We start from the raw sequence: 25,086 nt of genomic DNA on the forward strand, positions 1-25,086 counted from the left end.
ATTATCGACCTTTCTGCAACAAAGCACCAACAAGCGATTGTTTGTTGCCCCGTCTATTTGCACCAAAACACGCCCCCTCTTTTTCCTTAGCAATACCTTAGCAATATTGATGAGATAATCAATTCTTCCCTCACGCCCTCAAAGCATCCACAACCTTCCTGCAACAAAGCACCAGCAAGCGATTGTTTGTTGCCCCATCTATTTGCACCAAAACACGCCCCCTCTTTTTCCTTAGCAATACCTTAGCAATATTGATGAGATAATCAATTCTTCCCTCACGCCCTCAAAGCATCCACAACCTTCCTGCAACAAAGCACCAGCAAGCGATTGTTTGCTGCCCCATCTATTTGCACCAAAACACGCCCCCCTCTTTTACCTTAGCAATACCTTAGCAATACTGATTGGATGATCAATCTTGCCTCACACCCTAAAGGCATTATCGACCTTCCTGCAACAAAGAAATTTATAATGATCCATGGAAACCACTGGGGATAAGTCTTAGATATGTATTAACACTTCCACCATTGATTGAACTTAATCTGCATCTCTACGAACGACGACAATAACCAAGCCGTTAATCCAGCCCTTGAATCCATTTACGATAATCCCGCGCGCCTCCCCTTCAGCTCCAACACAAAAAAACGCTCGAGCATTCTCTTCTCAAGAGAACTCTTTATTCTTCTTCATCACTTACTTGTGGTGGGGGTGGTAAAATATAAACGCCTGAAAGCCAACGATTAAGATCAATGGCTCGGCATCGTGTGGAACAAAAAGGATAAGAAGACTTTTGTGACATTTGACCACAAATAGGACAAGGATGCGGAGGGCGAGTCTCTTTTTGAAAATTTGGCTCTTTTTTTTCTTGGCGCCCCTTTGTCATCTTCTCCTTCATTAATTTTTCTTCTGTTCCTTTTTTTTCATTTTGGCTTTTCTCTTTTTGTTGCTTTTCACCTTGCATTGATCTTGCCTTAAAGTTTTTCTAATGCGTTTCTTCAGCCCAGTGCGTGAAAAGTGGATAGTGATAAGCAGTCAAGAGATCTGCTGTTTCAGCCAAAGGCAAACCCACAACATTAGAATAAGAACCAGTCATATGGACGACGAAAGCACCGGCTTTTCCCTGAATAGCGTAGCCACCTGCTTTCCCTTCCCATTCACCAGAAGCAAGGTAAGCCTTCATCACGGCAGGGGTTAAGCGTCTAAAACGGACACGACTTTCAACCAATTTTACGGTTATTTTTCCACGTTCATTAAGCGCACAAACGGCGCCATAAACCTTATGCGCGCGCCCAGAAAGGTATCGTAAACATTCATAAGCCTCGTCTTCACCCTCTGGTTTGGGAAGAATGGTGCGCCCCACAGCCACCACCGTATCAGCAGCCAAGATAATGATTTTCTGTTGAGGTAATTTTTCTTGACCATTCTGCAACTCTTCTTGACTATTTTGATTGTACCAGCGCAAAATTTCTTGGGCTTTCAGCGCTTTTTCTTTTGCCAAACGTTTGGCAAGATTTGCAGGATGTTCTTTTAATTTTGGCGTTTCATCAATATCGCTTGCACAAACCTGCTGCGGATCAATCCCTATTTGTGCCAAAAGCGCCAAACGCCTTGGCGAAGCGGAAGCAAGCACCAAATGAATTTCTTCTGTAAGAGCATCTGCCAAACGTTTTTTCCCCCACTCTCTTATATTTTTCATTTCCACCCCTTCACAATCGACTTCCCTCTCGCCCCCTTTAAGCGCCCCCTTTTTAAACGCCATTAATCTCCTTTATTTTTTCTGCATTGATTTTACAGTTTTTCAAAGCCACCCAAACACTCACTTTTTTCACTCATGAAAAGCAAGCTAAAGAACTATTAAAAAATAACAGAAATAATATGATGCTTTTAGAAAAAAGTGCAAGCCACCCCCTTAGGCTACTTATAGCGATATGTAATGCGCCCTTTTGTCAAATCATAAGGTGTCATTTCCACCATGATTTTATCGCCTGCCAACACCCTAATACGATTTTTCCGCATTCTACCAGCGGTATGCGCAATAATTTCATGATCATTTTCCAGTTTCACACGAAACATTGCGTTCGGTAAGAGTTCAGTAACGATACCAGAAAATTCTAAAACTTCTTCTTTTGACATAAACAAACATTTCCTTTAAAGTGCACATTTTTGTTAAGCTGTGCGTTATTTCCAGCGTTCATACCCTATTTTCTTAAGTTTGTGAATAAAAATTCAACAAAAAGGGAAAGGTTTTTAAAGTTTACTCTCTCATGTTCTCAAAAAACATCACCCCACCCATTGAGACTGAAAACTTTCTCTCTTCAAATTTTATCCGCCCATTTTCTCTTTTACCCGCTAATTTTCTCCAATTTTTATGATGATCTTGGTTTCAGAGTGACAAGAAATTACGCTAAATTTTCTCCCTTTCTCCCCCCTCAAGCGTTTTTCCCAACGCCTCTGACGGATCCCTCTCCACCACTTACAAACAATCATCATCCCTCCAACTTTTTCTCACCTTCCGCCTTCCACATCCTAAACATACGCTCCACACCTTAAACATACGCCATTTAGATAAATGCAAACACCTCACCCACACCACAAGCCTCCTCCTTTTTTCAAAAACATCCTCCATTCTTCACGCGGCCATCCACAACATCCTTCACCACCCCACACGCCACCTCTATGCATTTCCCATACAGCCTGCCCCATTTTTCCTCTCTCCACACATTTCCTCTAAGCCATTCCTTCCATTTATGTTACTCTTCACCTTGAAAACGCGATCCCTATACATTCCGTCTCATTAACCACAACGCCCCTAACGACATAAACCCTTTTCCTTTTTCACGAATATACGTTTTCACGCTTTTACACATTCACAGAAAGAAGCCAAATGAAACTTCCACCCCACCCCGCGCTGCCCTAAAAACAATGCTCTACAACTCAGCTTCTTGCCTAACCCCCCTATAAACTTCAGATCCCCCCCACGCACTTCAGATCACCCCCTCAAACGAGACTGTTTCACCAGACCAGACAAGGAAATCCAGCCTACATATTCATCACACTCTAAAAAACACCTTGATAAATTGATATGCCTGATATCACCACCCCTATAAGCTCCCCTTCTAATCATGATTTCGGAGCCGCGTGAGAGGGACAAAACAATCCTAGGTTCTTTTTGTCAAGGACGCCGTTAGGCGCCCGTAAGGGTCTCCTTGACACTAAGAAGCAAGGCTTGTTAGTCCTCTCATTAAACGCGGGTCTGATCTCATGATTTTGGTGAGCGTTCCGGAGAGTTTGAGAGGCGGAAAGCCTCTCATTAAAAAATAAAGTTTATAAATAAAAACTATTTTTATTTGCCAATTTTCTGAAATTACTTTATCACTTAAAGTATAATCTTGGTCGTCTACGCAGCGACCAAGAGGGAAGACAAACCCTAAGCTCTAGCGTAAAAACAAATCCGCTTTACGAATATCCCGGAATTCCGGGAGATTTTGCTATGTCCAAGTGCGATGAGCACTAAAAGCAAAAGGCTGACTGAGCTCAGTATTTTCAACCTCCCGGAATACCAATGCGAGGGCGCTCGCAACCGGAGGGGGGCTTGAAATGCAAACCAAAAATCCAAATTTTATCGATATTCTGATAGGCAAAAGAATCCGTCACAGACGCATTTCAATAGGACTTTCCCAAAAAGCATTAGGAAGCCATTTAGGCGTCAGTTTCCAACAAATCCAAAAATATGAAAAAGGCTTCAATCGTGTAAGCGCAGGATGTTTACTCAAAATCGCCCAAAAACTAGATGTTCCCATAAGCTTTTTTTATGCAGATATTGCCACAAAAGAAAACGCCTCACACCGTGATCAAGAAACATACAGCGAAAAAGAACACACCCTTTTAAAAAATTTTAGAGAGCTCCAGCCGAAAAAACAAACAGCATCTTGTGGCTGATTTCTGATTAAGCAAAAGAGCAACGATTAACATTATTCCATTCATACACCTCCTTTAAGTCAAATTCAAACCAGCATACCACGCCTCTCAAAGAGCAGTGTTTTACAACATAATAGAATAGAAATTTTTGATTTTTCTTGCCAATCTTCTGAAATTACCTTATAAATGAATGCTGTAATTTTGGTCGTATACGCAACGACCAATAGGGAACTAAAAGCCCTAAATCCGAGCGTACAATTGAGCCCGCTTTTGTGGGTATCCCGGAATTCCGGGAGTTTTTGCTATGTCCAGGTGCTTACCAGCACTAAAAGCAAAAAAACTGACTCGGATTCAGTACTTTTAGACTCCCGGAATACCAATGCGAGGGCGCTCGCAACCGGAGGGGGGCTTGAAGTGCAAACCAAAAATCCAAATTTTATCGACATTCTGATAGGCAAAAGAATCCGTCACAGACGCATTGCAATAGGACTTTCCCAAAAAGCATTAGGAAGCCATTTAGGCGTCAGTTTCCAACAAATCCAAAAATATGAAAAGGCTTTAATCGTGTAAGCGCAGGGTGTTTACTCGAAATCGCCCAAAAACTAGATGTTCCCATAAGCTTTTTTTATGCAGATATTGCCACAAAAGAAAACGCCTCACACCGTGATCAAGAAACATACAGCGAAAAAGAACACACCCTTTTAAAAAATTTTAGAGAGCTCCAGCCGAAAAAACAAAAAGCAATCTTGTGGCTGATGTCTGATTAAGCAAAAGAGTAACAAATTAACATTATTTGCCAATATACCCCACACCACCTATAAACTTCAGATCACCACCCCTCAAACGACAGCGCTTCAAAAGGCGCTACAATAAGCCCTATCTCCTTAACGTCATCCTTCATGCATCCCCTTCGCACCACCGCCTCTTATCCCCCTCTAATCTGTTCATTTCCATTCCACCCCCACACTCTCCTCTCTCGTCAACGCACCCACCTCTTCAGCCAAACTTCCCCCCTTCACAGACTCTTCACCCCACACCCCAATCTTCTCTCCACTCCTCTCTTCACATGCCATGCCATGCCTAAAGCATACACAATGCACAAATCCTCCATTCCCTTTTACGAATATACGTTTTCACGCTTTTACATATTTACAGAAAGCAGAAAATCTGTAAAAAATGCATTATACAATAACGTTTTCAACAACTGTCATTAAAATCTTGCCCCTTATTTTCATTTAAATCCCCCTATTTTCACCTAAATCATAGATATAAACCGCCCTATCATTGCATTGACCAGCATAAAATTTTTCGACAAATTCTAGCGATCAAAAGGGTTCATAAGAAGCATTTTACGACTTTTAAAAGAATCTTGCCCCAAATCCAGTGCTTTCTTGTAACGGACGAGAGTACATTTAATTGACTATAAGAAAGTTTAAAATGAGAGAATCTTTTCGTTTTTCTCATTCAACATCCGCAACGATAACTCATCCTTATAAATCAATATTTTTTCGTAATACAAAACGCACCAAAAGGAATATACTTGCGTCACATATTCACACGCTTGTTTTAAAGACAGCTCTCACAACGCTCAACACACCCATTTCGCGAACACTATCCGTAAAGGAATAGCCCCCATGAAGGGTATAATATCCATTCAGCCCCTATCTTTATGTTTATAAAAGAACAAGGCCAACACCATCAGAAAGACTCTGCCCACTCCTAATGTTGCGCACAGTCTTCAGTTTAAGAGACAATTCATTAAAGGTATGCCTTTCTGATACAGTTTTGACCCACATGGTCCACCCGCTTATGATATGCAAGCAAGTGATTTTAATGGATCCAGTATGAAAGAGCTTATAATGAGAAATTTTTATTATATTCAGCGTTGTGCTTCATGTTAAAAATGATGATTTATCATTATAAATCAATATATTAATAAAAAATAGAGTCAGCATCAAGACACTTACCTTTTTTAAAAAAAGGCTTCACACTGAAAGAAAACATCTAAAAATGAGATAAAAAAAAGGTTTGCCTGTAATAAACAAACCTCTGCAGAAAATTATTCAGATAATTTTCAAAATTTTATATTAATCCCTCTAAAAGCAGCAAAGATGCCTTAGAAGCACCAAAATGAATACAAAAACTTATTTAACACAATGTTACGAAAAATCAAGAACAAAAAACTTTTATAGTTAATGCCCCTAAAAAACGAGGCTTTTTAACCCACGCAGCTCAACAATCTTGGGGCCGCTCTACGAGCATCCTCCGACCAATCGCTTTCATCTCTCTCAAAAGACAGTATTAAAAGGTCCACAGAGCAAGTTTTCGCTAGAAAATATCAATCGCCAGCGCTCATAAAAGCCAGCGTTGGCATAAAAGATCAAATTATCAAAACTCTTGCTGAAATGTCTTCCCAATCAATAAAAAAGAAGCGGACTTTTAAATATTTCCGCCTCTTTAACAATAAAAATTATGATGAGGGATTATTAAAAAATTTCAAGACTATGAAGGGAACCAATTTGATAACAATTCATACCTTACAGGATCATCGGCACATTGTCCACCACCACATTCCAGTATGGTAGAAATCAAATTTGCCGCAATCAAAAACACAAATAAGAAACTTGCCGCTTTACTCAAGAATGGAAAAGGAGAAAATTCTTTGAACTTGTGTGCCAATTCGCCTAAAATCATGACAAATGAAACAGCAAAGATACAAAGGACAGAAATAATGAAGGCCCAAGTATAAAAATGCAATCCAAAGAACGTTGAACCATATCCCAAATCATCAGGCGTTATATGCAAAAACACTTGCCGTGCTGCAACGGCACTCGTTACCATACAACCAAGAATAACCATACCATAATGGGTATTTTTTACCTTATAGTGAATATTGAGCAAGAACCCACAACCTGCCAGCATCAATCCAACACGCTGGAGTAAACAAAGGGGACAAGGTAACTCAAACTTTACCAATTGATAATAAAAAGCCACCACCAAGACAACGGATAACCCAAAGAGTCCTAGCGTATTCATAAAGATAACGAAGTGAGGATTTTTTTGTTCAACGTGTTCCATGGCTATTCTCTCAAAAAGATAAATTTAAAGTAGAAGTTGCGTGATGATTGAAAGTGAGAAGAATGACAACGAATAAAATTGCCCACAAAGCATAACTTATATTTTTTTTACCACACATAGTCGTTATTGCAGTACCTAAAGCGATTAAAAATGGAAGAAACATAGCTTTTAAATCTCCTTTACATCCGTTGTTTAACTCTTATTTATTTCAGCGTTCACCATATTAGAAAATTGGGCAAAAAAGAGACAATAGATTTATTATTCACAATTCATCATTCACTTTTATATTGTCATTATATTTAAGTGAAAAAACAAAGAACTCTATAATTATTCTAAAAAGACATCAGACCGAAAGAGCTGATCACTATCTTCTCTTATATCAACAATATCAGTAACTATAAAGATCATCCCCCCATACATAAAAAATCGCCTTAACAGCAGAATTAAGCAGGCTTTAAAACTGACAGATATACATCTCTTCTTTATTGTAAGCAATATTTAAAAATTACCACTATATTTTACATAATATGGATACAGTATTTATTTTAGCAAATAAAAAACGAATAATTTTTTTGAAAACCTTACAGCCAATGGCTTTTCCCTAATGGTATTTTTTTCTCTTAATCTTAAATAAAAGAAAATCGCGTAAGCTCAACAGCCTCATGGTGCCCCCTTCATACCTCTTCCTCAAAATTGATCCCCCCTTAAAAGAAATGCTTCATAACCTTCAATACTTTAATTTTTCAACTCTAAAAGTTCCCTTTAAATTTTAGCTTTCCATCTTATTTGCAAAATAACTGTTTCTCTGTCATCAATTGGCTTTGCAAAGAGACTATAAAACTTTTAAAAAAAATAATGATAAAGAATCGCATTGAATCAAATTGAATCAAAAGGATGGAGAATGATGAAAAAATCATGTGATGTCGCGATTTTAATGGGGAGCCAATCGGATTGGCAAACGATGTGCCATAGCGCAGATATTTTGACGAGTCTTGATATTTCTCATAGTTCGCATATTGTCTCAGCCCACCGAACCCCTGAACGCCTTTATCAATTTGCAAAAGAAGCAAAAGAAGCAGGTTTTAAAGTTTTAATTGCCGGTGCGGGGGGTGCAGCGCATCTTCCTGGTATGCTAGCAGCCCTTACGCCTCTTCCTGTTTTTGGCGTTCCAGTGCATTCTCATTCTCTTTCTGGTCAAGATTCTTTGCTTTCAATTGTGCAAATGCCAGCAGGGATACCCGTTGGCACATTAGCAATTGGCAAAGCAGGCGCAATTAATGCCGCACTTTTAGCCGCAGCTGTTATGGCCGTTTATGATCATGATCTCGCCCAACGATTAGAAAATTGGCGTCAGCAACAAACAGCCAATGTCGCCCAAACACCTGTAACGGAGGTTTAAAATGGCACCGTTTTCCAACAGCTCCTCGTCCAACACCACCCTATCCAACACCACCCCAGCCAACACCACCCCAGCCAACACTGCCCTATCCAACACTACCCTATCCAACACCACCCCAGCCAACGCCACCCTATCCAACGCCACCCCAGCCAACACCACCCTATCCAACGCCACCCCAACCAACGCCTCCTCGTCCAACGCCACCCCAGCTAACACCTCCTCGTCCAACGCCACCCCAGCCAACACCTCCTCGTCCAACGCCACCCTATCCAACACCACCCTACCCAACGCCACCTCGTCCAACGCCACCTCGTCCAACACCACCCCAGCCAACACCGCCCCAGCCAACACTGCCCTATCCAACACCACCCCAACCAACGCCACCACCTCATCTACCCTGTTACCTCCAGGAAGCGTCATTGGTTTAATCGGCGGCGGACAGTTAGCACGAATGCTCGCCATAGCGGCCGCAGAATTAGGATTTCGAACCGTTATTTTTTGTCCTGAAGCCGATTGCCCAGCCGCTCAAACAGCAAACAGCCATATTGTTGCCTCTTATGACGATACATCAGCTTTAGATCATTTTATTTCCCAGTGTGATGTTGTCAGCTATGAATTTGAAAATCTTTCGCTTCAAACGGTTCAATATGTAGAGAAAAGTAAGCCCGTTTATCCCTCTTCCAAAGCATTAGAGATCACGCAAGATCGACTGTTTGAGAAGCAATTTTTGCGTAATCAAGGGATTGGCACCGCCTCATGGTATGCTGTTGACGATTCTTCTTCTCTTCTTTCTTCTCTTGATGCTTTAGGCGGACGTGGTCTTTTAAAGACGCGTCGTTTTGGTTATGACGGAAAAAACCAAATCAAGCTCGACCACCCCGATGAACAAACCCTTAACGAAGCCTTAAGGACTTTTCAGGAACAGCCTTGTATTTTAGAAGAAATAGTTCCTTTTTTATCAGAAATTTCGGTTCTTTCTGCCCGCACAAAACAAGGAGAACATATTTTTTATGATTGCCCTGAAAACCAACACAAAAACGGGATTCTTCATAAATCCTTTGTTCCATCCCATATTCCACTTGATGTGCAAAAAGCAGCTCAAGACATTAGCCTAACAGTCATGAATGCCCTCGATTACGTTGGTGTTCTTTGTATTGAGTTTTTTGTCCTAACAAATGGTCACCTTTTAGTGAATGAACTCGCGCCGCGTGTCCATAATTCTGGTCATTGGACACAAAAAGCATGCATAACTTCACAATTTGAACAGCATATCCGTGCTATTTGCGGCCTTCCCTTAGGCAGTCCCTATCGCCATAGCGATTGCCAAATGACAAATCTTCTTGGTAACAATTTAAGCACGTTAAAATATTTTCTCACACAAGAGCACACCTCGATCCATTTATATGGCAAAAGCACTGTTCAACCCTACCGCAAAATGGGGCATGTCATCCAATTAATGGGCCCAGCCAACAAATCTTAACACCCACATATAAAAACGCTTTTTCACACGTTTCCCCCAATGAACTGAAACACAACCTCTCACCCCACACAGATCAACCATTCATACGGTTCAACAAGCGCGCCCCAACCCTTCTCAACCCCTCATCCCCACCCAAAACTCTGCCCTCTCCTACAAGCCCTGATCTTTCCCCCCTCGGTCCAACACCCCCCTCATCCAACACCATCTTCTCCAACATGTTACCTCTAGGCATCATGATTCCCCCATGATAGAAACTGCCCCTTCATTTTGCTTTTAATCCAAATTTTTAGAAATAGACTGATCAATTACGCCCCTAGATACCAATCCCAACGATTGCGCTTTTATTGTCTCTAGCCTCTCTTCTTATGTTTATTTTTGCACAAAAGCATTTTCACAAAAGCATCGTTTTGTTTTCTCATAAAATCGCTGCAAAGAGGTAAAACGTATGACTCCACCCAAACAACTCTCGCAAACGCAGCCCAATATCAGCCAGAAGGTAGCCTCTTCAGCATAGAAACTTTCCTCTTTTTCTCCTCTCTTTTTTCCTTAACGAATAGAGGACCTTCTCCTTTCGTTAATCCGCCCAACATCTTTCTCGAAAAAGCTTCCCTGAACTTCTCCCCAACGGCTTAAATTGCTTTTTTACAGATCAATTTTTTTTCTCTCACGCCCCCTCTCTTTTCAGCGCATCCATTTTCCCACCTTTTAATCCTGTTAAAACAATAAATTATAAGGCGCATCACCACCGTATAATGCTCATTGGTTTTATGGCATCTCTTTATTGCATCCCGCAGTTCTTTATGAACTCCCTTATCGTAAACGCACTTTGTTTACGCATACTCTATAATCAACCAAAAAAGACTGTCTGTAACTCTCTATCCTGCTCAGCAATGACATTCGTCAAGACCAACCGACCCGCAACTTCACGCAGTTCCCACAATTTTTCGCGCTGCAAGCTTCTTTCAAGAGCACCTAACAGCACCCTTAATTGACTAAATATAAATGTTTATTTTATGATCTTGATAAAGCTAAATTATACTTTTTAATACTATCATTTTAATACTATTATTGCCTTTAAAACGCTCATTGTGCGAAAAAATACTTCATTTCTAAAAACAATGAAGCAACTTTAAATGAGACACAGTCTGTTCCTCCCAAAAAACGTAAAGGGGGTCCATTTAGACATATGTTGTTCCTCTTTCTTCTAACCTTTCGGAAACCCATTGTTTTCGTAACGAAAATCCTAGCAATAGGCTTTTTATTAATGACAGGGATTCTTTGTCTAATATACCTCGCGGGGAGGAAGAGAGTCATTGCCCCTATTGATCGGGATACCAATGCTCATTACGTCAGCTCTCTTTGGCATTTGCAACATGTATATAAATTGGTATTATGACATACTTTTATTACGTCTATCCCCAGAAAATGTGAAGCTTTCACTCTTTCAATAAACATCATCATAGACCACCCTTGGGAAGGTCAAATTTTTCTACAGCATGGATATTAAAAGGAATTCAAACTATCCACATTCAAGAGCCAAAGTGTATTCTCAGTATACTGTCTCTCTCACCGGATAATTTGAATTCCCCATCCGCTTGACAATATCCAGCAATCCACCCCACGTAGAAATAATGGGGTTTCAAAGAAGCATAAGCTATTGCCTTCAAAGAGAAATTTATACATAATCTTTCATTCTAACAGCACAGATTTAATCCCTCATTAAAAGAGCCAAGCGCTTCGCTCCGTTCTTAATCTCCACGTCAAAGATATAATTACAGGATATGATTACAGCACGAAGCTTATCCATTCCCAAACATCCTCTCACCCCTCACATAAAATAAAAAGCCTCCAACAGAAGACGCTTGTGTTACCAATTTACGCACTTATTTTAAAGAAACACTTATTTTAAAGAAATACTTGGCCAATGCACATTGCCACCACTTCACCCCCCCTCATCATAGAACATAAAAGCTCTCGGGTAATAGCTTAAACATTCATAGCACCCCACCCTCTTCAAGCTTATGAAGCGTAAACGCCAGCCTCATCACACCCGCTTGCCAGCTCCCAATGTTGCAACACTCTCTTGCACTTGAAAGGATTTATAAAAGACCGTTTTATTTCTTGACCTTCAAGTATTTTCACTCATACACCAATCCCGCTTGTGATATGCAAGCAGCAAATGCTATGAGATATAAAGATTTGCAATGAGAAAATCTCAACTCTACGCGAGGCTCTTATTTGCTCTGAACAATAGAAATTGATCCTTAACAATTCATCCCATTTGTCTTCATTATGCGGTTTATTTTCTAGGTTTTAAGAATAAGTCTTAATAATATCATCACACCCACTAACAAAAACACCTCATGGTATAAATTTTACATGACCCTTACTAAACGATGATATTTTACGGAGAAACAAGATTATTTTCTCACAAATGAGAAGCTTTTCCTTATTTCCACTTTTTGTGCTTCTTTTTGCTTTTTACGAGAATATTTTTATCTTCAAAGCAACCATTAACACACCATAAGAAATGTATAATATACCCTTGACAAGAATAAGACTTCTTGTTAAATCTCGCTTACTTTTTTGCAATTTTCACTTATTCGTTGTGCTAATGAAGTGTGTTAATGCGTACCTTAAGGGTGCGTTTTTCTTTTTGTGATCACAGTGAAAAAGTGTATCGTGTGATGTTATGATGCAAGTACGATATCGCAATGTAATGTTCCGCAATGTAATGTTCATTGAGTGAGCAGTGTATTGGGGTTGTGATATTGTGTTTTAATGTTATATCACAGTTGTTTTAATGTTGTATTATAGTATTGTGTTACGTAAACTGTTTAACGGTGAATATGATGAAAATTAAAAATTCGCTTAAAGCACTAAAGGAGCGCCACCGTAACAATCGTTTGGTGCGTCGTAAGGGTCGTATTTATATTCTTAATAAAACGAATCCACGTTTTAGAGCGCGTCAAGGCTAGTTGTTTTGGTTAATATTTTTATGCCTACTGTTTGTAGGCTTAAAAATTTTTCCTTAAGATTTTTTGGTTACGAGTCCGTTGGTTATAAGTCCGTTGATTACAAGTCTAGTATTTGATAATATTTGGTGATTTATCTTTTGGGGGCTTGTTTTTATGGATTATTCTATTTTTTTTAAAGCCTTTCGATTTTTTCAGTCGCGTTTTTTTTGTATTTTCCAGCGCGTTTTTTTTCTTTTTTTTGTTGGCATATTTTGTTTTGTTCCCTCTAGCTATGGGAAAAATCCTCCTTCGCTTCCTGAAGATCGTCCTTCTCCACAATCGCTTTTACCGTTAGATGATCTTATTCCCAATTCTCCTCCGCCTTCCTCAACGCCCTCCGATTCTGATTCCTCGGCGGTTATTCTTGAAGATCTTGACAAAGATCAGCTTTCCCATGTTGACAGAGTTAAGCAACGCAAAGAAGCAGAAATTTTACGTTTACTGAAAGAGTTGAAATATTGTGCTGATGTTTCTCAAGCAAAAAAGATCAGTCAACAACTTCAACATTTGTGGTCCCAATCGGGCAGTGAGACGATTGATCTTTTAATGTCATGGGCTGAAAATGCTATTAACAGTGATGATTATGGACTTGCGCTTGATTATATTGATAATGCTCTTGCACTTTTACCTACTCACGCTGAAGCTTGGGTAAGGCGCGCTTGGATTCACATTCAACTAAACGATTTCAAGCTTGCCATGCTTGATCTCAACCATGCACTTGAACTTGAGCCGCGCAACTATATCGCTTTTTTTGAACTTGGCGTTACCATGGAAGCAACAGAGCGTCCAAAACTTGCTCTTAAAGCTTATGAAACAGCATTAGAGTATTACCCACAAATGCGTAGAATTCAAAAGCGCGTGCAAGCTCTGTTAGATGAACAATCACCACAATCTCTTTGAACCCATTCAAAAACGAGAGGCTTTACGCATCCTTTCAAACTTGGCTAAGACGCAAGCCTTCTCCACATTCCACAAGCCCCTTGCTTATAACCACACCCTCAAACCCCCACCCCACGCAATTGACCCTACTCCACGCAATTACCCCCCCAAGCAATTGACAATGTCTTTTTTGAATTTGAAGCTTTTTTGTATTAAAGGTAGCGTCCAAACACTTTCAATATACCCCCTACAGAATTTCTCTCATAGCAAGAAAACGCTGCACGCCTTGGTCCTCTCACACCGCCTCTTCTTTTCACTATCCCTCTATCATGGATAAAAAGATGATAAAACACGATCCTCAAAAAATATTTTTTGAAAAAAGCTTAAAACATTGCTTAGCACCTCTGATAAACTATCATCATCTGTTTTTTTATTTTTATGAAACCCATAAGCAGCACATACCATATTAGCTCGTCCTCCTCCCTCAAAGTTGATAAAACAGCACTGAAATATTCCCCACAAGACAAAAACTTCAAAGACGCAACATCAGTTAAACAAACATTCTTGAATAAGAAATATTTCCCCTTCAAAGCTCCTCCAAGCATTCCCCGAAACATAAAAAGCAAGCGATTGCCAATAAACCGTTCTGCGTCACTCAAACACCCCCCCACTCATATTTTTTGCTTTTTTACTTTGAATAAAGCATATCATACAGCCATCTCAAGCAGCCACCAGCAAGGTTATAAAAACTCTCTTGAAAAAACTTTATGAAAAAGAAGAGATTGCGGTTATTTTATCTCTAGCAGAAACTCTGAAATTGTTTTATATTAAGGAGGGTGTTCTGCGCTTCTCGACAGGAAATAACGTATTCCTGAGACCTTAATGATCTCCAAGGGAGCTGTCCCTGATCAAGCCCGTGGGCTTTTTCATATGGCGCCCACCTATTTGTATAGGTTCCCGGGGTCAACTTTTTCCATCGGCTGTTGTGGATCACCCTTTTTTTACCCATAAAATTCCCCCCCAAAAAAATTGAGAAAGTCCTTTTACATAAGACCAATGACGATACTCTCTTTGCAAGAAATAAAAATCACGAGGGGCTTTATTTTATAAAACAGACAGCACTTACAAAAAAATCCCCTCTGTGAATCTGCTTCAGCCCTTCGCACGGGCAAGCAGCGCAAAAGCAGTTTATCGCACCAAGATACCCTAACACAAGAATGCATATTTTTTCATGAAGCACAGCTCTTGTCCTAACAGAGATTTACAAAACGCCAATAATGGATAAAATGCCAACATCTGATAAGACAATTGGCAAGACTTGGCGAGACAATGACACAAAATCCCCTCTGTGAATCTGCTTCAGCCCTTCGCACGGACAAGCAGCGCAAAAGCGGTTTATCACGTCGTGATGCTCTTTTAATAGAAGAGCGCACACTCTTTCCATGAGCGCACCTCTTGTCCTAACAGAGATTTACAAAACGCCAATAATGGATAAAATGCCAGCATCTGATAAAACAATTGGCAAAACTTGGCGAGACAATGACACAAAATCCCCTCTGTGAATCTGCTTCAGCCCTTCGCACACAGCAGCGCAAAAGCGGTTTGTCGCGTCGTGATGCTCTTTTAATAGAAGAGCGCACACTCTTTTCGCAGCGTGCTTGTTGCCACTTTATTGAATACCTTGAAAAAAAGGGAACAGATTTTTCACGCCTCATTTTGGCAGGCTATTGGCCCATTAAATCGGAAATTGACCCGCGTCCTTTACTGGCTGCTGTAGCGTTACGCGGTGGACATTTAGCCTTACCAGCAGTACTTGATTCCACCACCATGATTTTCCGTGCATTTTCACCCAACACGATTTTAGAGCCCATGCGCTTTGGCACCTTTGGTCCCAGTGCAGACAATAGCGTTGTTGTCCCCAATAATATTATTGTTCCGCTTTCTGCGTTTGATCGTCAATGTCACCGTCTTGGCTATGGAGGAGGATATTATGACCGTGCGGTTGAAGCTCTTGAAAAACAAGGACATAAAATGACATTATGGGGCATGGGATTTTCATGTCAGGAGGTTTCCTCTATTCCCGCAGCAGAACATGATCTACAGGTACAGGGCATTTTTACAGAAAAAGGTTTCTTAAAATGTTAAAGTGTGATTAAAGCGCCTATGCGCTTTTTATTTTTAGGTGACATTGTTGGTAACACAGGCTGTAAAGCTGTTTTTGAACACCTTCCTCAACTGATTGAGAAATGGCAGCTTGATTTTGTTGTGGTAAATGGTGAGAATGCCTCTGGTGGTTTTGGTCTCACACAAGAAACGTACCAAGATCTTTTGATGACCGGTGTTGATGTTGTTACCACGGGCAATCATGCTTTTTCTCACAAAGAAGCATTGCAGTATGCCCATGAGAGTGATCGTTTTTTACGCCCTGCCAATTTTTCGAAAGAAACACCCGGAAAAGGTGCTGGTGTTTTTACGGCAAAAAATGGCGCCCGTGTTCTTGTCGCCAATCTGTTGGGCAACGTTTTTATGCCGTGCAAAGTAGAAGATCCATTTGAAACAGCGGAAAATATTCTGCTTGCCTGTTCGTTGATGGAACAAGCCGATACGATTATTTTTGACTTTCACGCAGAAACGACAAGCGAGAAGCAATGTTTAGGTCATTTTCTTGACGGTCGTGTGAGTGTTATCGTTGGCACGCATACGCATATTCCCACGGCTGACGCGCAGATCTTAGAAGGTGGGAGCGCCTATTTAACGGATGCAGGCATGTGTGGAGATTACAACTCATCTCTTGGAATGGATAAAGAAGAACCCTTACACCGTTTTCTTTATAAAACGAAGCAAGATCGTTTTGAACCGGCATGTGGTCCCGCCACCCTTTGTGGTTTAGCGGTTGAGATTTCAGATCGCACAGGTTTAGCAGAAAAGGTCTCAGCGGTACGGATTGGTCCTCATTTAAAGCCTGAAGTTCCAGATTTTTGGTAGCTTCTTTTAATCCGCCCCTTTGATGACAGCTCTCCACTGTGCGCCCTTTGATGATCTCTCTCCAATATTTCCTTTTGAGAACTCTTTTGGTAAGACAATTTTTCAAGCCCTTCCCCAATCCCTAAAAACACCACGCCCCCCAATTTGCCTAACACAGCAACTTTTCTAACACAAATAAATCACTCTTAAAAAGGGAAAAAGGTCCAAATTTTCATGATTTTTAAAAAGATGAGAAGGAGGTTTTATTTGGACATTTCTGCGGGGGGGGGGGAGGAGAAATGTTAACCCCCTTCTCTAAAAAAAGCTTTATAGAATAATTTATTATTTAGCAAGAGCCTCTTTATTTTTTTCTTTATTCTAACGAAAATTTAATCTTTTGCCTTCTGTTTCTTAGGTTTGAGCTCTCTAAAACTTTTCAAAAGGATGTGCTCTTCTTTACTTACGATCCCTTCATCACAAGAATCCAAGGCGTTTTCTTTTGTTGAGAGATCAGCGTAAAAAAAGGAAATGGGAACATTGAGAATATCAGCAATTTCTTGTAAACGCCCCGCTCCTATACGATTAGAGCCTTTTTCATATTTTTGGATTTGTTGAAAAGTCACACCTAACTGGCTGCCTAATTGCTTTTGCGACATTCCGATCATTGTTCTTTTAAAGCGAATTTTTCTGCCTATCGAAATATCGTTAAAGTGTGGATTTTTAGCTTTCACTTCAAGCTCCCCTGCCGGTTGCGAGCGCCCTCTTATGCGTATTCCGGGAGTCTGAAAGTACTGAGTTCGAATCAGCTTTTTGCTTTTAGTGCTAGAGCGCACCTGGACATGGCAAAAACTCCCGGAATCTCGCGATACTTATAAAGCAGGCTAATATCTCAGCTTGGATTTTCAGGCTTTGGGCTCCACCATTCAACCACAATGTACGACGAGAACCCTAGTGCTTGTTCATAAAATAATTTCAGGAGACCAGCAATAAAAATTAAAACAGTGTTTTTATCTCATGAGACAATCAAACACAAAATTGCCTTCTGTTTCTTAGGTTTGAGCTCTCTAAAACTTTTCAAAAGGATGTGCTCTTCTTTACTTACGATCCCTTCATCACAAGGATCCAGGGCGTTTTCCTTTGTTGAGAGATCAGCGTAAAAAAAGGAAATGGGAACATTGAGAATATCAGCAATTTCTTGTAAACGCCCCGCCCCTATACGATTAGAGCCTTTTTCATATTTTTGGATTTGTTGAAAAGTCACACCTAACTGACTGCCTAATTGCTTTTGCGACATTCCGATCATTGTTCTTTTAAAGCGAATTCTTTTACCTATCAAAATATCGTTAAAGTGTGGATTTTTAGCTTTCACTTTAAGCTCCCCTGCCGGTTGCGAGCGCCCTCGCATTGGTATTCCGGGAGTCAAAAACACTGAGTTCAGTCAGCTTTTTTGCTTTTAGTGCTCATCGCACCTGGACATGGCAAAAACTCCCGGAATCCCGGGAAACCCACAAAAGTAGGCTAATCTTATGTACTGAACTTGAGGGGTTTTGAATCCCTCTTGGTCGTTGCGTATACGACCAAAATTACAGTGTTATTTATAAAGCAATTTCAGGAAATTAGCAATAAAATTTAAAACAGTATTTGTTTTATGAACCCCACCCGCCTCTCAAACGCTTATGCCCGCTCGTAAAAACCATGAGATAAACCCCACGTTTATTGAGAGGATTAACAACCCTTGTTGTCTGAGATCAAGCCCCCCAAAAAGCATTGTGCTAAAACGCCCCCCAAAGCACACCTGAAAGCACGCCGCCAACAACATCCACCCCAAGCAACCTCTCCAAAGCCATTCTTTGGGGCATATCTTTGAAAGGTTTACACGCTGATGCGTTGGATTTTTGCGCCACAACGGACTAATTTTTCCTCCAACCTCTCAAACCCCACGATAAAAATCCGCCCCGCCCATACCCTTTCCAAGAACACCCCCCTTGAAAAAGAAGACCTTGAAGGGTGCTCTAGAAAATCATTCCCCACCCAAAATTCAAGCACAAAAGAAAACAACCCATTTAAAACAAACACGCATCATCCTATCCCCCTCCCAAATGCCCTTCAAGCACACCCCAAAACATGGACATACACCTTAAGTCATGCCCGCACACACAAACAGCATTCAGTATATCTTTGAAAGGTTTACACGCTGATGCGTTGGATTTTTGCGCCACAACGGACTAATTTTTCCTCCAACCTCTCAAACCCACGATCAAGATGATAGACACGATTGACGATTGTTTCCCCCTTTGCCGCCAAAGCTGCAATCACAAGAGAAACAGAAGCGCGCAAATCCGTCGCCATGACAGGAGCCCCTTGCAAATTCTCTGTTCCATAAACAGTTGCCGTTTGCCCATCAAGCTTTATCGAAGCCCCTAAACGATTGAGTTCTTGAACATGCATAAAACGATTTTCGAAAATCGTCTCTGTAATATGCGCAATGCCTTCAGCCCGTGTCATAAGCGCCATGAATTGCGCTTGGAGATCGGTTGGAAAAGCAGGATAAGGTCCTGTTTTAATATCAACGGGCATAATTTTGGTGTTCTTTGGATTTCGCTTAACATGAATTCCTTGAGGTTCTATTTGAATCTCAAGTCCTGTTTTTTGGAGCACCTTAAGCACTTTTGTGAGATGATTAGGATTTGCATTTTTAAGAAAGACATCTCCTCCTGTCATCGCAACAGCCATTGCATATGTCCCCGCTTCGATTCGATCAGCAATAACGCGTATTTTTGTCCCTTTAAGTTTTTTAACCCCTTCAATTGTAAGCGTTGTTGTTCCCTCACCAGTTATTTGAGCCCCCATAGCATTCAAAGTTCGAATAAGATTTGCCACTTCTGGTTCACAAGCCGCATTCTCAAGAACAGTTGTTCCCTTTGCCAATGTCGCCGCCATAAGCATTACATGGGTTCCACCAACAGTGACCTTAGGGAAACGATAATGAGCACCTTTTAACCCCCTTGGCGCTTTTGCATGAACATATCCATTTTCGATCGTAATCTGTGCTCCTAAAGTTTTAAGCCCATCAAGGATAAAATCGACAGGTCTGGTTCCAATAGCGCATCCTCCAGGAAGCGAAACATAAGCCTCTAAGCATCGTGCAAGGAGAGGTCCGATAACCCAAAAGCTCGCGCGCATTTTTTTCACCAGTTCGTACGGCGCCCGTGTTGTCGCTATTTTTTGCGCAGTAAAATGAATTGTTCTTGAATTGACACACTCATCGTTAAACTCTTGTCCATCAACGGCATATCCCACACCATGATTATTGAGAATACGAATAAGCAATTCGACATCGGCTAGATGAGGAATATTTTCTAAAGTAAGCGTTTCTTCTGTCAAAAGCGCCGCAATCATAAGAGGCAACGCAGCATTTTTGGCCCCTGATATAGGAATTGTTCCTTTAAGTTGTTCTCCCCCAACAATTTGAATAGAATCCATCGTGTTTTCCCTCTTTTCCTTTGTGCCTACCCTTCCAAAGGATTTTCCCCCTTCGGGAAGTTATGCTTTATTAATCGTTTTAGAACGCATTCTAAATATGAGAACAAATTATTGAGAAGTTTGGTTGCAAAGCTTCACTAAAAAACTTTTTTTGCATTTTAGAGCTTTTTGCATTTTAGAGTTCTGTTTGCGCTCTTTGTCGGCTTTGCTCTTTTCGACGTTTTAGATTTTGACGCAATTGTTGCGCTAATCTTTCTTGACGCCGTTTTGCTTTTTCATCTTGATGATTCATTTCATTTTGTTTTTGTTTTTGATGCATTTGTGTCATTGCGCAACCTTTTAAACAGTGTTGAGCTTCTATCCAAGCAACTCATAACCTTAAATATTTAAGCATATAAGAAATATATGTCATGACATAAGATACGTTTTCTTGCAAGAATATACAAATGTTCTCTTGCCTATTTTCTGACAATATGGCACAAGACAGCGCAAAGATTGAAAAGGGGCTGCGGTAGCTCAGTGGTAGAGCACTCCCTTGGTAAGGGAGAGGTCGAGAGTTCAATCCTCTCTCGCAGCACCATTTTATTCTTCTTTTTCCCCTCTCTTTTTGCCTCTATAAGCCTTCCCTATAAGCCTAAATCTTTTCCCCCAGCCTCCATCGGCTTCATCAAATCCCCTATCCTAAACCATGCGCTTCAATGGCTTAAAAATCAATGACTCCAAATCAATGTCCTCAATGACACGCTTAATCTCCAAAATGCTTTATGAGCGGCTTTTGAAATTACCCCACCCCAAAGAATATTTCCCCTCCCATTACCTCCCCCTTTTTCCTTGCATCCTCCTCTTTCCTTCCCTTAAGAACACTCCTTCTCTTTGCCAGGCCTCACTATTCCCCCTCTTGACACCCTTACCCCTTTTTAACATTTTTATTTCTTGAATATTTTTCCCCCACAAGCTCACCCTGCTTGTAATATGCAGACAAACGATTTTACTTGATTCAATATAAGAGAATTTGAATAAGAAGGTATAAGAACATCTCGCACTATTTCAGGCTCTCATTGAAATTCAAATTGAATCTCAACAATAAATTATTATAAACTCATTGTTTGAACACATCCCATTGATATCCTTAAAGCCCCCCCAAAAACCAATCATCTTATCTTTCTCGCCTCTCTATCCACCTCAAACAGTATAAGCATTCCCTCTAAAAATTAGAATAAGCTTCATCGATCCTATTCGTCATTTACAACAGATCTAACAGAGCCATTTCCAGAATCTCCTCTCAACTCAATTCCTTCCCCATTCTCTCCTTTCATGACCAAAAGCAAAAACCAAACAATGATAAAGCACCCCCCTCAATAAAGCTTTCAATAAGCCACCACACGGCTCCCATATGCCAAACACCCCACATGCCCCCCCCCACATGTGCCAGACATCCCATATACCAGAAAATTAATAGCCCACCTTTTCAAAGAAGATCCCTCATTCCCAATTTTATACACTATATTTTCCACATTCTCTAAGCCACCCCTCTTTCAAGACGCATCTTTTTTATACGAATCCTTTAATTTATACCGATAGCGTTATTCCTCTTGCAGAAGAACAAGAAGAGCGAAAAATTCTCTTCCCCTCAATAAAGCTTTCAATAAGCCACCCCACGGCTCCCATATGCCCGCCACTCCATATGCCAAACACCCCTCATGCCAAACACCCCACATGCCAGAAAATCAATAGCCCGCCTTTTCAAAGAAGATCCCTCATTCCCAATTTTATACACTATATTTTCCACATTCTCTAAGCCACCCCTCTTTCAAGACGCATCTTTTTTATATGAATACTTTAATTGATACCGATAGCGTTATTCCTCTTGCAGAAGAACAAAAAGAGCAAAAAAATCTCTTCCCCTCAATAAAGCTTTCAATAAGCCACCCACGCTCCTATATGCCAAACACCCCCCATGTGCCAAACACCCCACATGCCCCCCACATGTGCCAGACATCCCATATACCAGAAAATTAATAGCCCACCTTTTCAAAGAAGATCCCTCATTACCAATTGTATACACTATATTTTCCACGTTCTCTAAGCCACTCCTCTTTCAAGACGCACCTTTTTTATACGAATCCTTTAATTTATACCGATAGCGTTATTCCTCTTGCAGAAGAACAAGAAGAGCGAAAAATTCTCTTCCCCTCTATTCTATTGAAATCAACCACCCTTCTTCGCTTACAGTTCACAAGCAGAAAGATCCGTATGGCGTGAAACATTCCAAGAAAAGCCTACCTTTTATGCAAAATCCCCCCCCCAGTAAACGAGATTATGAATCATCCCAAGAGCTAAAGCCCATACCGCAATCTTGAGAACAAGCCCCAAATAGTACCAACTTACTTTTTCATAAAGTCAAAGATGAGGTGTGCAATATTTATAATCTACATTTATAACTTACGGGGCTTTATCGTTACCCCTCACGATACCATTCACAAGCCCCAGCATGAAATTCACAAACGCCGATAGGAAATGGACATGAAATGAGTATAAAAAGAGCTTAGAGCAAGATGTTTCTTTAAAACAAGCGCGTAACTATGCACAACAAGTATATTTCATTGAGAGCATTTTGGATATTCCCTATTCCCGCCTAGGACAACCATTTTGGTGACAGAACCTCCCTTATATTTTCTGCTGTCCTTGTCTCCTCTGTCCTTGTCTCCTCCAAAGAATAAAAACCCCGCATGTGCGGGGTTTCTATCCTGTACCACACCCTTATTTAGATACAGTATAATCACTATCGCGGTTTTCATTAAATACGTTTTTGCCTATATTTTCAACACAAAAATAACACATATTGATTTATTCAACAAAAATCATTAAAAATTAAAATGATGAAATTATTATTCAAAACGTACGTCATAACATTTATAACGTTTTTTTCTGTATCCCTATTATTGGGGTGTACTCAAGTAAGCGACCTTTCTGAATACGATAGGCTTTACCAAAAATATGTCCATGAAAATTACACTCCTTTGGCATATTCTCAGAAATTAGAAAAAGCAAAAAAAGAGGTAGAATATTTAAAAGCGTATATGGAATGGACTGTAGACATACCCCATGACAAAAGTCAATTTTGGAGGCATTTAATAACATTGCCCAGTAATCCTCCAGAATTCAATATTTTTAAACATTATCACATATTGCTTGTTTTTTGTGGACGCTTTTTTGATTTATGGCAAGGTGATAAAACGATGCCCACACTTACATTTAACGACTTACCAACAAGACTTAGAGCTTTTGAAGCTGACGGGATGAAACACATGAAAAATTGGAATTATGTAGAAAGATTTTTCCGCGACGCAAAGTTTGAAACAAACTTTGATGATCCAATGTTTGCGTACGCAGAAAAATTTTTGGATTCCCCTAATGGCATTAGTCGAAAAGAACAAACTCTTCAGACAGAACGGCTCATAATAGAGTATAATCTCCAACGTTTTCAAAACACAGCAACAATGTGCGTTATGGCTAGATCGGTATACCTTGCAATGATGCCCAAAGAAAATGTAAAACCGCCCGTAAGATATAGCACTTTTGAAAAATGGAAGCAGTATTTAAAAAATCTTTAAACGGATAATAAAACGCCTTTCAAAATACTTCTAAAGAACCATTAAGCCCTCTCACAATGACTATAATCAAGCACAAAAAGGGTATAAAAAACAATGTTAATTAAACAGTCTTTATTGAGAAACGTCTTAATTATCGCCCTTTTAACAACGCATCTTTTTTATTCTTCAAAGGGATATACTCATTCAAATGAACTATTCTCTTCAAAAGAAATTACAGAAAGAGAGAGATTGTTCCGCATTTTCCTCGTTAATGGAAGTCGCTGGTGGTCAGAAAAATTCTACCAAATTCTCTGGATAGAAAAAACATTTTTTTTGGAAAACAAGTGGCGGTTATCGCAACCGCTCTATGAAAAACATGTCAATATAATAAAAAAATGGCAGAATATAATCAAAAAACGACATCATGTATTTAATACTCTGTGTAGCCTTATAGAATTAGAAATAGATGCAATGCGACATGTGAATGAAGCAAAACACTCTAATGAGCATACCCATCTCTCAAATCATATGAAACACATAGAGACATATCAAGAGCGTATAGCTAAAAACAAGAAAGAACTTGAGAAACTTGATCATGAAATTGAGATCTTATACAGAGTTATCATAGAGTATACAAAATTACCATAAACTTTGATCTATTCATTCCATAACTTTATGAAAAGTGCTTCTCAAAGGGTATCCTGCATTTTCAAGCATTTTGAACTATCTATCGCCATCTTGAGATACAAAGTGCCAAAATACATACAATTTGTTGTATTTTACCAACACAAAAATAACACATATTGATTTATTCAATAGAAATTACTTCATAAAAGCTTGTTAAAAACAAAAGACAATAAATACCCTATGTTTAAACACTTTATTTTATTTGCTACAGCAATCAGCGCTGTTTTTATTCACGTATCATACAACCCGTGGCTGTAGAAAAGACGAATTTTTGTTGGGAATACTTCTCCGATCAATTGTATTTCCAAAGAATATATAAAACAAAAAATAGAAAAGAATATATTGGAAAAAGAACGCGAAAGATAATGGTTAGAGCTTGAAAAATTTTCTGTTAGTGCTTGTCTAAGTAGAGAGTTTCCTGTTTATCATGGTTTTTCTATTATCGATTGTGTTTCAGAAGAAGAACTAAACCAAAATCGTTTTAATAAAGATAAAATCAATATAATGTACTTATTCATGCAATGGTTTATCGTAGGATTCATCATAACAACGATAATGTCCGTTCCCATTAGTTTACTTTGGCGTTTTAGA

22 protein-coding genes, 1 tRNA gene, 1 other RNA gene and 2 pseudogenes are annotated in these 25,086 nt (G+C 39.9%); 14 read left to right on the forward strand and 12 right to left on the reverse strand.

What is annotated here, in order from left to right; all coding sequences use genetic code 11:
• Nucleotides 1–673: 673 nt before the first annotated feature.
• From yacG to ACFIKU_RS07605, 4 genes are all read right to left on the reverse strand, one after another.
• Nucleotides 674–958, reverse strand: a complete 285-nt coding sequence (gene yacG / locus ACFIKU_RS07590; protein ID WP_375641769.1) for a DNA gyrase inhibitor YacG — start codon at nt 956–958, stop codon at nt 674–676.
• 21 nt (nt 959–979) lie between these two features.
• Nucleotides 980–1,693, reverse strand: coding sequence for a Maf family nucleotide pyrophosphatase (locus ACFIKU_RS07595; RefSeq protein ID WP_375657155.1), 714 nt, complete (start codon nt 1,691–1,693; stop codon nt 980–982).
• A 218-nt stretch (nt 1,694–1,911) separates the two neighbouring features.
• The gene (gene infA / locus ACFIKU_RS07600) at nt 1,912–2,130 is read right to left on the reverse strand and encodes a translation initiation factor IF-1 (RefSeq protein WP_004857577.1); all 219 of its coding nucleotides are present in this window, start codon (nt 2,128–2,130) and stop codon (nt 1,912–1,914) included.
• A gap of 447 nt (nt 2,131–2,577) precedes the next feature.
• Nucleotides 2,578–2,700 (reverse strand): hypothetical protein, encoded by a 123-nt coding sequence (locus ACFIKU_RS07605; protein WP_375657138.1) that lies wholly within the window; start codon nt 2,698–2,700, stop codon nt 2,578–2,580.
• An 894-nt stretch (nt 2,701–3,594) separates the two neighbouring features.
• Between ACFIKU_RS07605 and ACFIKU_RS07610 the strand changes: the two are divergent.
• A pseudogene (locus ACFIKU_RS07610) lies at nt 3,595–3,947 on the forward strand (helix-turn-helix domain-containing protein).
• Nucleotides 3,948–4,329: 382 nt separating this feature from the next.
• Nucleotides 4,330–4,682: pseudogene (locus ACFIKU_RS07615) on the forward strand (helix-turn-helix domain-containing protein).
• 177 nt (nt 4,683–4,859) lie between these two features.
• On the opposite strand, the gene ACFIKU_RS07620 reads toward ACFIKU_RS07615, so the two are convergent.
• The 3 genes from ACFIKU_RS07620 to ACFIKU_RS07630 all read right to left on the reverse strand — a co-directional run bounded on the left by ACFIKU_RS07620 (nt 4,860) and on the right by ACFIKU_RS07630 (nt 7,156).
• Nucleotides 4,860–5,015 (reverse strand): hypothetical protein, encoded by a 156-nt coding sequence (locus ACFIKU_RS07620; protein ID WP_375657139.1) that lies wholly within the window; start codon nt 5,013–5,015, stop codon nt 4,860–4,862.
• A gap of 1,402 nt (nt 5,016–6,417) precedes the next feature.
• Complete coding sequence (locus tag ACFIKU_RS07625) at nt 6,418–6,993, reverse strand: disulfide bond formation protein B (RefSeq protein ID WP_375641766.1); 576 nt, start codon at nt 6,991–6,993, stop codon at nt 6,418–6,420.
• 10 nt (nt 6,994–7,003) lie between these two features.
• The gene (locus ACFIKU_RS07630) at nt 7,004–7,156 is read right to left on the reverse strand and encodes a DUF5993 family protein (protein WP_375641765.1); all 153 of its coding nucleotides are present in this window, start codon (nt 7,154–7,156) and stop codon (nt 7,004–7,006) included.
• A 738-nt stretch (nt 7,157–7,894) separates the two neighbouring features.
• On the opposite strand from ACFIKU_RS07630, the gene purE reads away from it, so the two are divergent.
• From purE to ACFIKU_RS07645, 3 genes are read left to right on the forward strand one after another with little or no spacing between them, the layout of a single operon-like run.
• Entirely contained in the window at nt 7,895–8,392 is a 498-nt protein-coding gene (purE, locus tag ACFIKU_RS07635) for a 5-(carboxyamino)imidazole ribonucleotide mutase (RefSeq protein WP_375657140.1), read from the forward strand.
• Nucleotides 8,338–8,820, forward strand: a complete 483-nt coding sequence (locus ACFIKU_RS07640; protein ID WP_375657158.1) for a hypothetical protein — start codon at nt 8,338–8,340, stop codon at nt 8,818–8,820. Before purE ends, ACFIKU_RS07640 begins: the two co-directional genes overlap by 55 nt.
• Entirely contained in the window at nt 8,790–9,872 is a 1,083-nt protein-coding gene (locus tag ACFIKU_RS07645) for a 5-(carboxyamino)imidazole ribonucleotide synthase (protein ID WP_375657156.1), read from the forward strand. The genes ACFIKU_RS07640 and ACFIKU_RS07645 overlap by 31 nt, the downstream gene beginning before the upstream one ends.
• 73 nt (nt 9,873–9,945) lie before the next feature.
• Here the strand turns inward: ACFIKU_RS07645 and ACFIKU_RS07650 are convergent, their stop codons facing one another.
• The gene (locus tag ACFIKU_RS07650; RefSeq protein WP_375657141.1) at nt 9,946–10,107 is read right to left on the reverse strand and encodes a hypothetical protein; all 162 of its coding nucleotides are present in this window, start codon (nt 10,105–10,107) and stop codon (nt 9,946–9,948) included.
• 2,617 nt (nt 10,108–12,724) lie between these two features.
• Between ACFIKU_RS07650 and ykgO the strand changes: the two genes are divergently transcribed.
• The 5 genes from ykgO to ACFIKU_RS07675 all read left to right on the forward strand — a co-directional run bounded on the left by ykgO (nt 12,725) and on the right by ACFIKU_RS07675 (nt 16,753).
• Entirely contained in the window at nt 12,725–12,850 is a 126-nt protein-coding gene (ykgO, locus tag ACFIKU_RS07655) for a type B 50S ribosomal protein L36 (protein WP_013545486.1), read from the forward strand.
• Between the two features lie 153 nt (nt 12,851–13,003).
• Nucleotides 13,004–13,789 carry a tetratricopeptide repeat protein gene (locus ACFIKU_RS07660; RefSeq protein WP_375641762.1) on the forward strand — a complete coding sequence of 262 codons (786 nt, stop codon included), beginning with the start codon at nt 13,004–13,006 and terminating at the stop codon, nt 13,787–13,789.
• Between the two features lie 814 nt (nt 13,790–14,603).
• A non-coding RNA gene (ssrS, locus tag ACFIKU_RS07665) (6S RNA) lies at nt 14,604–14,764 on the forward strand.
• A 543-nt stretch (nt 14,765–15,307) separates the two neighbouring features.
• Nucleotides 15,308–15,913 (forward strand): 5-formyltetrahydrofolate cyclo-ligase, encoded by a 606-nt coding sequence (locus ACFIKU_RS07670; RefSeq protein WP_375657142.1) that lies wholly within the window; start codon nt 15,308–15,310, stop codon nt 15,911–15,913.
• 18 nt (nt 15,914–15,931) lie between these two features.
• Nucleotides 15,932–16,753, forward strand: a complete 822-nt coding sequence (locus ACFIKU_RS07675; protein ID WP_375657157.1) for a TIGR00282 family metallophosphoesterase — start codon at nt 15,932–15,934, stop codon at nt 16,751–16,753.
• 368 nt (nt 16,754–17,121) lie between these two features.
• On the opposite strand, the gene ACFIKU_RS07680 is transcribed toward ACFIKU_RS07675, so the two are convergent.
• Complete coding sequence (locus tag ACFIKU_RS07680) at nt 17,122–17,565, reverse strand: helix-turn-helix domain-containing protein (protein WP_375657143.1); 444 nt, start codon at nt 17,563–17,565, stop codon at nt 17,122–17,124.
• A 179-nt stretch (nt 17,566–17,744) separates the two neighbouring features.
• The gene (locus ACFIKU_RS07685) at nt 17,745–18,101 is read right to left on the reverse strand and encodes a helix-turn-helix domain-containing protein (protein ID WP_375657144.1); all 357 of its coding nucleotides are present in this window, start codon (nt 18,099–18,101) and stop codon (nt 17,745–17,747) included.
• 513 nt (nt 18,102–18,614) lie between these two features.
• On the opposite strand from ACFIKU_RS07685, the gene ACFIKU_RS07690 reads away from it, so the two are divergent.
• On the forward strand, nt 18,615–18,914 hold the full coding sequence (locus ACFIKU_RS07690) for a hypothetical protein (protein WP_375657145.1): 300 nt from the start codon (nt 18,615–18,617) through the stop codon (nt 18,912–18,914).
• 5 nt (nt 18,915–18,919) lie between these two features.
• On the opposite strand, the gene murA is transcribed toward ACFIKU_RS07690, so the two are convergent.
• A complete protein-coding gene (gene murA, locus ACFIKU_RS07695; protein ID WP_375657146.1) occupies nt 18,920–20,215 on the reverse strand; it encodes a UDP-N-acetylglucosamine 1-carboxyvinyltransferase in 1,296 nt (431 codons plus the stop codon).
• A 175-nt stretch (nt 20,216–20,390) separates the two neighbouring features.
• Entirely contained in the window at nt 20,391–20,543 is a 153-nt protein-coding gene (locus tag ACFIKU_RS07700) for a hypothetical protein (protein WP_015856869.1), read from the reverse strand.
• 177 nt (nt 20,544–20,720) lie between these two features.
• Here ACFIKU_RS07700 and ACFIKU_RS07705 point away from each other — a divergent pair.
• From ACFIKU_RS07705 to ACFIKU_RS07715, 3 genes are all read left to right on the forward strand, one after another.
• A tRNA-Thr gene (locus ACFIKU_RS07705) sits at nt 20,721–20,795 on the forward strand.
• Nucleotides 20,796–23,091: 2,296 nt separating this feature from the next.
• Nucleotides 23,092–23,829: a hypothetical protein gene (locus ACFIKU_RS07710; protein ID WP_375657147.1), complete on the forward strand. Its 738-nt coding sequence runs from the start codon at nt 23,092–23,094 to the stop codon at nt 23,827–23,829.
• Nucleotides 23,830–23,922: 93 nt separating this feature from the next.
• On the forward strand, nt 23,923–24,456 hold the full coding sequence (locus ACFIKU_RS07715; protein ID WP_375657148.1) for a hypothetical protein: 534 nt from the start codon (nt 23,923–23,925) through the stop codon (nt 24,454–24,456).
• The last annotated feature ends 630 nt before the right edge of the window (nt 24,457–25,086 follow it).

This window comes from Bartonella sp. CM120XJJH (assembly GCF_042194715.1).
GTDB lineage: Bacteria > Pseudomonadota > Alphaproteobacteria > Rhizobiales > Rhizobiaceae > Bartonella.

Excerpts from the sequence above, each read along its gene's own strand:
- ACFIKU_RS07690 (WP_375657145.1), top strand. The coding sequence starts at position 18,615 with ATGCGTTGGATTTTTGCGCCACAACGGACTAATTTTTCCTCCAACCTC.
- ACFIKU_RS07595 (WP_375657155.1), bottom strand. The coding sequence starts at position 1,693 with ATGAAAAATATAAGAGAGTGGGGGAAAAAACGTTTGGCAGATGCTCTT.
- ACFIKU_RS07630 (WP_375641765.1), bottom strand. The coding sequence starts at position 7,156 with ATGTTTCTTCCATTTTTAATCGCTTTAGGTACTGCAATAACGACTATG.
- ACFIKU_RS07625 (WP_375641766.1), bottom strand. The coding sequence starts at position 6,993 with ATGGAACACGTTGAACAAAAAAATCCTCACTTCGTTATCTTTATGAAT.
- ACFIKU_RS07675 (WP_375657157.1), top strand. The coding sequence starts at position 15,932 with ATGCGCTTTTTATTTTTAGGTGACATTGTTGGTAACACAGGCTGTAAA.
- ACFIKU_RS07605 (WP_375657138.1), bottom strand. The coding sequence starts at position 2,700 with ATGGGGCAGGCTGTATGGGAAATGCATAGAGGTGGCGTGTGGGGTGGT.
- yacG (WP_375641769.1), bottom strand. The coding sequence starts at position 958 with ATGCAAGGTGAAAAGCAACAAAAAGAGAAAAGCCAAAATGAAAAAAAA.
- ACFIKU_RS07700 (WP_015856869.1), bottom strand. The coding sequence starts at position 20,543 with ATGACACAAATGCATCAAAAACAAAAACAAAATGAAATGAATCATCAA.
- ACFIKU_RS07660 (WP_375641762.1), top strand. The coding sequence starts at position 13,004 with ATGGATTATTCTATTTTTTTTAAAGCCTTTCGATTTTTTCAGTCGCGT.
- murA (WP_375657146.1), bottom strand. The coding sequence starts at position 20,215 with ATGGATTCTATTCAAATTGTTGGGGGAGAACAACTTAAAGGAACAATT.
- infA (WP_004857577.1), bottom strand. The coding sequence starts at position 2,130 with ATGTCAAAAGAAGAAGTTTTAGAATTTTCTGGTATCGTTACTGAACTC.
- ACFIKU_RS07715 (WP_375657148.1), top strand. The coding sequence starts at position 23,923 with ATGTTAATTAAACAGTCTTTATTGAGAAACGTCTTAATTATCGCCCTT.
- ACFIKU_RS07650 (WP_375657141.1), bottom strand. The coding sequence starts at position 10,107 with ATGATGCCTAGAGGTAACATGTTGGAGAAGATGGTGTTGGATGAGGGG.
- ykgO (WP_013545486.1), top strand. The coding sequence starts at position 12,725 with ATGAAAATTAAAAATTCGCTTAAAGCACTAAAGGAGCGCCACCGTAAC.
- purE (WP_375657140.1), top strand. The coding sequence starts at position 7,895 with ATGATGAAAAAATCATGTGATGTCGCGATTTTAATGGGGAGCCAATCG.
- ACFIKU_RS07710 (WP_375657147.1), top strand. The coding sequence starts at position 23,092 with ATGATGAAATTATTATTCAAAACGTACGTCATAACATTTATAACGTTT.
- ACFIKU_RS07670 (WP_375657142.1), top strand. The coding sequence starts at position 15,308 with ATGACACAAAATCCCCTCTGTGAATCTGCTTCAGCCCTTCGCACACAG.